The following is a 7099-nucleotide window of genomic DNA, read 5'->3' as shown; positions in this document are numbered from 1 at the left end:
TTCATAGATAGCCTCCAATTGTTCTAAAAAGTTTAGCCTAAACTTTTTAGACTGAACTTTTTAGAGCATTATCATTTGTCGAGGCTATTATCTCAAAAAATGAGGTCACTGTCTACGCATCCACTATTGAGCGTTTACTATACTTACAGCAGAATACTTGTAAAAATGCATATAAAAGTCAGTTAAAATCAATAATAAAAGGAGGACGTAAAAATGATTTTACAGTTAAATGAGCTGCGTGATAAGCTGGCTGGATGTTGGACCGGAAAAAATGTAGGAGGTGTGCTTGGAGCACCATTTGAGTGCAAACGAATGATTCCAAATGTAGATTTTTATGTGCAGGATCTTACTCAGGGACCGCCGGCAAATGATGACCTAGATTTACAGATTGTGTGGCTGGCTGCTGTTGAGCGGTATGGAAGAAATGTAAATGCGTCAATTCTTGGAGAATATTGGCTATCCTTTGTTATCCCAAACTGGGTTGAGTATGGAACCGGGAAAACAAATCTTCGTGCAGGTTTAGTTCCGCCATTGAGTGGTGATGTAGATAATACTTATAAGAATAGCAATGGCTGCTGGATTCGTTCAGAGCTGTGGGCTTGTCTTGCACCGGGACATCCTGAAATAGCAACGCGCTATGCATTTGAGGATGCAATTGTAGATCATGCTGATGAGGGAATGTATGCAGAAATTTTTACATCAGCAATACAAAGTGCAGCGTTTGTAGAGAATGATAGAGAGAAGCTTGTTGAAATAGGTCTTTCTTATCTTCCAGAGAACTGTATAACTGCGCAGACAATACGAAAGGCAGTTGACTGCTATCATTCGGGAATTGATTTCATTGAGGCTAGAAAACTGATTCATAATGCAGCACCTGGAACATTTGGCATTCAGGGAATCGCGATTAGTGAAATTCCGACAGAGAATAATGAAGGAATGGAATTGGGTGCAGCTGGTTTTGACGCACCGGAGAATGTGGCATTTGTTGTGCTAGGTCTTTTGTATGGAGAAGGCGATTTTGGAAAGAGTCTTATTTTGGCAAATAATTGCGGCGAGGATACTGACTGCACATGTGCAACGTTAGGCGCACTTTTAGGTATTATGAATGGTGCATCGAAACTTCCAAAGAAATGGACTGATCCGCTGAATGATAAAATTGTTACTATGTGTATCAATAAAACAGGTGGCGGCATTTGGGTGCCAGAAACAGCAACTCAGCTTGCAGAGCGTATTTTGAGAGATATTCCAGGATTTCTTGGACAGGATCTTTGTGATGTATTTGCAGAGGGCGGTATGAAAATTGAGTGCTGTGAAAAAGAAGCACTGTTTTGTAAGAAAATAGATGACTATCTTCCATATATTAATTTAAGCGGCAGAATGTATGAGATACCTTTAAATGAGCTTTGTGCGCAGCCATATGTAGCAAGATATCAATTTACAGCATTTCAGGTTTTGATTGATTATGAGGGATCAGCTTTCTTTAAAAAAGGAGAAAATCGCAAATTTAAAGTAAAAGTGATCAACTCGAATACAATGAGAGAACAGCAGTGGGTTAAAATAAAGCTGTATTTGCCAGATGGTGTCACAGCAGTTGGTGTATCAGAAGTGGAAATGCCATTAAATAATCTTTATCTTTCTTGTGCGGAAAAGGAATTTGAGTTAAATACAGAATCATTTATGTCTGGAAGGCTGGAGCTGATTGTAGATGTATCACTTAATGGAAGGCATTCAAGTGGACCTGTAAAAATGTTATTGCTTGGACAGTAAGTGAAATGCTAGTTAATGCAATGAAAGGAGTCGTAAAAACATGGAAGAAAAAAATAGACAAAATCCATTTTGGAATGCCAAGCTTCCGATTGAAGAGAGATTAGACTGGCTTTTAGCCAATATGACACTGGAAGAAAAGATAACATGTATGGCTTCAACTATGCCTGAGCTGCCGCGTTTTGGAATTGATATGAGTTATGTAGGCGGTGAGGCTGCTCACGGTGTTGAGGCTCGAAATGATCAGAATGGGCGAAATATACCTGAGCCAACTACTTCATTTCCACAGCCAATTGGCATGAGTGCCAGCTGGGATACAGAGCTTATAAAGAAGGCGGGAGAAGTCACTGGAACAGAGGCAAGAGTACTGTGGCATCGTCATCCGGCTGGTGGACTAAGCCGTTGGGCACCGACTGTTGATCTGGAGAGAGATCCGCGCTGGGGACGAAATGAGGAAGGTTATGGAGAGGATCCTGTGCTGACAGGAGCAATGGCAGGAGCATACATAGAGGGTATGCAGGGTGATGACCCTAACTATTTGCGCATTGCGGCAACGCTGAAACATTTTTATGCGAATAACACAGAACATGGCAGAGGCTGGAAAAATGCGTCTATTGATCCTAGAAATATGTATGAGCTATATCTTGAACCATTTAGGCGCTGCATCAAAGAGCATGGTGCTGAGGCAGTTATGACGGCCTACAATAAAATCAACGGTATTCCGGGAATGTTAAATCCGCAGGTGAAATCTATTTTAAAGAAGCAATATGGTTTAAAGCATGCAGTATGCGATGGCGGTGCAATGGAGCTTGTTAGAAATCTGCATCACTATTTTGGAACACACGCACAGTCACTTGCCGCATCTGTAAAGGCTGGCGTTGATGCAATGTCCGATCCAATGCCGGTTGTAGAGGAAGCAGCTCGTGAAGCATTAGAATATGGTCTTTTGTCTGAAGATGAAATGGATGAAGCTATTCGCAATGTATTTCGTACAAAATTAAAGCTAGGTATGTTTGATGATACAGTACAAAATCCGTATGACAGAGTTACAGAAAAAGATCTATGCAGCAGCCAAGCACAGAAAGTTTGTCTGGAGCTGACAAAAAAATCAATTGTTCTTCTTAAAAATGAAGATAATCGTTTGCCACTGTCAGAAACTCTTCATAAAGATCCAGTTTTAGTTGGACCGCTTTGTGATGCCTGGTATCAGGACTGGTACGGTGGTGAGCCACATCATAAGAGTACGCTAAAAGAAGGCCTAGAGAAGCTTTTGAATACGAAAATTCGCTGTGTGGATGGCTGGGATCGCATAACGCTTCGTGCTTGTGATCAGTATGTGGCAGTTCAGGAAGATGGCACGCTTTGTCTGTCAGATAAGGCAGATCTGTTTGTGAAAGAGGATTGGGGTGATGGACGTATAAATCTTAGATGTGAGCGTACAGGAAAGTATGTGACAACTATTTCAAAGGGGCGCCGTCAAAGCGAAGAGGAGGACGGCGCACTGGTGGCAGTGAAGGATGCTGCGTTTGACTGGTTTGTCACGGCAATTTTTCATATCATTCCTGCAGAGAATGGAGCAGTACGACTTACTAACCGTTTTGATCAGCCAATTCAGATTAGCAAGGATAAAAAACTTTATTCTGCACTGACTGGAGAGGGAAGCAGCTTTTTAATGGATACTGTTGTAGATGGCTTTGAAGAAGTACAGCGTCTTATGCAGTGTGCAAAGACAGTAATTCTTGCACTTGGCTGTCATCCTATGGTTAATGCAAAGGAAGAAATTGACCGCACAACACTTGCATTGCCGCCGCATCAGGAGAAACTGGCAAAAATGATCTGTAAAATAAAGCCAGATGCTATTTGCGTTTTATTCTCCAATTATCCGTACACGATTCATTCTGTACAGAATACGCTTCCAGCGATTGTATGGAGCGCGACAGGAAGCCAGGATATGGGAACAGCAATGGCTCAGACATTATATGGTAAAAATGCACCAGCTGGGCGATTGAATATGACATGGTATAACAGCGATGATGATTTGCCTGATATTGATGATTATGACATTATTCGGGGAAAGAGGACATATCGCTATTTTGACAAAGAGGTGCTGTATCCGTTTGGTCATGGACTGACTTATACAAAGTTTTTATATTTAAACCTCTCAGTTTATATGTCAGATCCAGCACATATAGAAGTGGCATTTGATGTTAAAAATACGGGAAAACAGACTAGCGATGAAGTTATTCAGATTTATGCATCAGCGCCAAAATCTCGTGTTCCAAAGCCTCGCCGCCAGCTTCTTGCATTTGAACGACTTCATGATATTGCACCAGATGAAGTAAGGCATGTTATAAAGCGTATTTCTACAAATGAGCTTCGTTTTTATGACTGTATCAGTGGAAGTTTCTTAGTAGAGGAAGGAAATTATATGATTTTTGTGGGTCCATCAAGCAAAGAGACACCACTTTATGATACTATTTTCCTTGCTGGTGAAAAAACTAAAACGCGAGTATTGACAAAGCGCATCAGAGCAGATCATTTTGACGAATATGAGAACATTGAACTGACACAGGGAATCATGACATTTACAGCAGCAACAGCAAAAGATAAAGAAAAGCCAGCGCTGCTGCAATGGCGTGACTGTCAGGCAATGGAGGCGAGCGAAGTCCATTTTCTGGCAAAGAGCGCAAAGGGCGGCAGTATCGAGCTAAGTATTAATGGAAAAAGGGCAGCATTTTGGAGCGGTGATACGCGCCTGTATGAGCCAACACCAATGTTTGAATTGGATAACAATGCAAAAAAAGAGAGAGAAGAACAGCAAAAGATTTGTGAGCCAATCTATTCAGATATCACAGTGCCATTTGAACAGATTGGATCAATTAAGCAAGAAAGTCAGACAGTAAGTATACAAATGACAGGCGACATCAGCTTGTGTTGCTTTTGGCTTAGGTAAGTCTTTGGGCTTGACTTTACTATTTAAGTACGCTAAGATACTAATAAAGTAATTTATACACATATATTTGTCGGAGGTAAACAATGAAAAAATTACGCATTTTATTTATCGGAAACAGTCATACCTATTACAATGATATGCCAAATATGGTGGCAGAAAAATCCAGAAAAGAAGGATATGATTGTGAGGTAACGATGATTGCTCACGGAGGATGGTTTTTGGAGCAGCATGTTCAGGAGCCAGATGTGAGATTTAACATTTTATATGGTCACTATGATTATGTTGTACTTCAGGAGCACTCACATCCTTTTGGACCAGAGGAAAAATTGTTTGATGCAGTTAGACAGCTGAATACATGGATTCGCGAGGCAAATGCAAAGCCGCTTGTGTATATGACATGGGCAAAGAAGGATGAGCCAGATCAACAGGCGCGCATGACAAAAGCATTTCGACAGGCTGCAGAAGAGGCAAATGCGCTTTTAGCACCAGTCGGAGAGCTGTGGTGGGAATATCGTAAAAATCATCCGGAAGTGGAAATGTATGCAGAAGATAATGCTCATGCATCAAGAGAAGGATCAGAATTTGCAGCTGACTGTATCTGGAATACGATTAAAGAATCGTTATCATAAGAGATACTGGGGATAGGGAGAACATATGGATAAAAAGATGAAGGTTGCAGTTGTCGGATGTGGTGCGATTAGCGATATTTATTTGACAAACATGATTGAGCGTTTTGATAATCTTGAGGTAGTGGCCTGCTGCGCAGCGCATTTTGAGCATGCACAGAAAAAGGCACAGAAGTATGGAATTAAGGCATGTACATATGAAGAAATTTTATCGGATGATGCGATTGAAATGGTTGTAATTTTAACACCAGCACCAACACATGAGGAACTGATTCGCAGAGCAATCGAGGCAGGAAAGCATGTCTATACAGAGAAAACAATGACGCTTTCTCATCATACAGCAGAAAAGTTAGTGTCAGAAGCACAAAAAAAAGGATTGCATATCGGATCGGCGCCAGATACTTTTTTGGGAGCAGCATTGCAGACAGCTAGAAAAGCGTTGGATGATGGTTTAATCGGAGAAATTACCTCCTTTGATGCGTGTGCAAATCGTGATATTGACCTTTTGGCAAGCCTATTTGGATTCTTGCGCATGCCTGGAGGCGGTATTGGGTATGATTTCGGTGTGTATTACCTGACAGCACTTGTTAGCTTATTTGGTCCTGTAAATAAGGTTGTGGCTTCTGTGCGCAATCTGGCACGCAGTCGTGTCAATGTTCTTCCAGATAGTCCTTCATTTGGACAGGAGTTTGCCTACGAGAATGAAAGTCAGATATTTACGATTCTTGAGATGGAAAATGGTGTTACAGGAACATTCAGTGTAAATGGAGACAGTATAATAAATGATCAGGCAAATTTTACCATTTATGGAAAAAAAGGCATTATAAAGATTCCAGATCCAAACAATTTTGGAGGAAAGGTAGTTTATATTCCTGCACAGAATGGCTTTGGAAAAAATATGGAGCCTCAAATCTTAGACTATGGTTTTCCATATGGCGAAAATAGCAGAGGACTTGGTCCTTCAGAAATGGCGGATGCAATCATTAAAGGAAGAAAACATCGTGCCAATGCACAGATGGCATGTCACGTATTAGAAGTAATTGATTGTATTATGGAAAGTGGTAAAAAAGGAGCGTTTGTAACAGTGACGTCTTCTTGTGAACGGCCAGAAAAGATGAATTAAAAAATAAAAGGGAATAAAAAGGAGAATCAAATATGGAAGGCAATGATATGATCACAAATTTGTACAGACTTCCTAAGTTAGAGGATAGGAAGGATACAATTCAGATCAAGAGAGCATTTGCAGGTGATAAGGGAGCAATTTTAAACTTTATCAAGAGCAATTTTTCAGATAGTTGGGTATATGAAGCAGAGCATGCCATTATGCAGGAGGTACCAAAGTGTTTTATTGCGGTAGAAGATAAAAAGGTTATTGGCTTTGCATGCTACGATTCATCAGCTAAGGGCTTTTTCGGACCTATTGGTGTGCATCCCGATTATCGTGGAAAAAATGTTGGTCAGTCCCTTCTATTAAGAACGCTTTATGCTATGAAGGAATATGGATATGGTTATGCAGTTATTGGCTGGGTTGGTGATGCCGAGATGTTTTATCGCAAAACAGTAGATGCTGAATTTATAAAGGGAGGCAATCCAGAAAACAGCGTTTATTCTAATATGATTTTCATGTCCTAAAAAAACAAATGATACAAGCGGGGGTAAACATTGTTTTACAAAAATTTATTGTAACTATTCAGAACCCCATTCGCAAAATCGCATCTTCGATGCTTCTATTTTGCTCATGTGGTTACCTCGCCAT

The 7099-nt window shown here is 40.6% G+C and carries 5 protein-coding genes; all 5 read left to right on the top strand.

Features of this window, described 5'->3' with window-relative positions; genetic code table 11:
• Positions 1-213 precede the first annotated feature (213 nt).
• The 5 genes from LKD48_RS16035 to LKD48_RS16015 all read left to right on the top strand — a co-directional run bounded on the left by LKD48_RS16035 (position 214) and on the right by LKD48_RS16015 (position 6975).
• A complete protein-coding gene (locus tag LKD48_RS16035; protein WP_308732606.1) occupies positions 214-1767 on the top strand; it encodes an ADP-ribosylglycohydrolase family protein in 1554 nt (517 codons plus the stop codon).
• A gap of 40 nt (positions 1768-1807) precedes the next feature.
• Positions 1808-4717 (top strand): beta-glucosidase, encoded by a 2910-nt coding sequence (locus LKD48_RS16030; protein ID WP_308732605.1) that lies wholly within the window; start codon positions 1808-1810, stop codon positions 4715-4717.
• 83 nt (positions 4718-4800) lie between these two features.
• A complete protein-coding gene (locus LKD48_RS16025) occupies positions 4801-5346 on the top strand; it encodes an SGNH/GDSL hydrolase family protein (RefSeq protein ID WP_262535777.1) in 546 nt (181 codons plus the stop codon).
• A 25-nt stretch (positions 5347-5371) separates the two neighbouring features.
• Positions 5372-6466, top strand: a complete 1095-nt coding sequence (locus LKD48_RS16020; RefSeq protein ID WP_227102027.1) for a Gfo/Idh/MocA family protein — start codon at positions 5372-5374, stop codon at positions 6464-6466.
• Between the two features lie 47 nt (positions 6467-6513).
• Positions 6514-6975 carry a GNAT family N-acetyltransferase gene (locus tag LKD48_RS16015; protein ID WP_308732604.1) on the top strand — a complete coding sequence of 154 codons (462 nt, stop codon included), beginning with the start codon at positions 6514-6516 and terminating at the stop codon, positions 6973-6975.
• Positions 6976-7099: the final 124 nt, after the last annotated feature.

Source organism: Anthropogastromicrobium aceti (genome assembly GCF_020687335.1).
GTDB classification, from domain to species: Bacteria; Bacillota; Clostridia; order Lachnospirales; family Lachnospiraceae; genus Anthropogastromicrobium; species Anthropogastromicrobium aceti.
The sequence above is the reverse complement of the archived record's forward strand: the minus strand, read 5'-3'. Positions and strand labels throughout refer to the sequence as shown.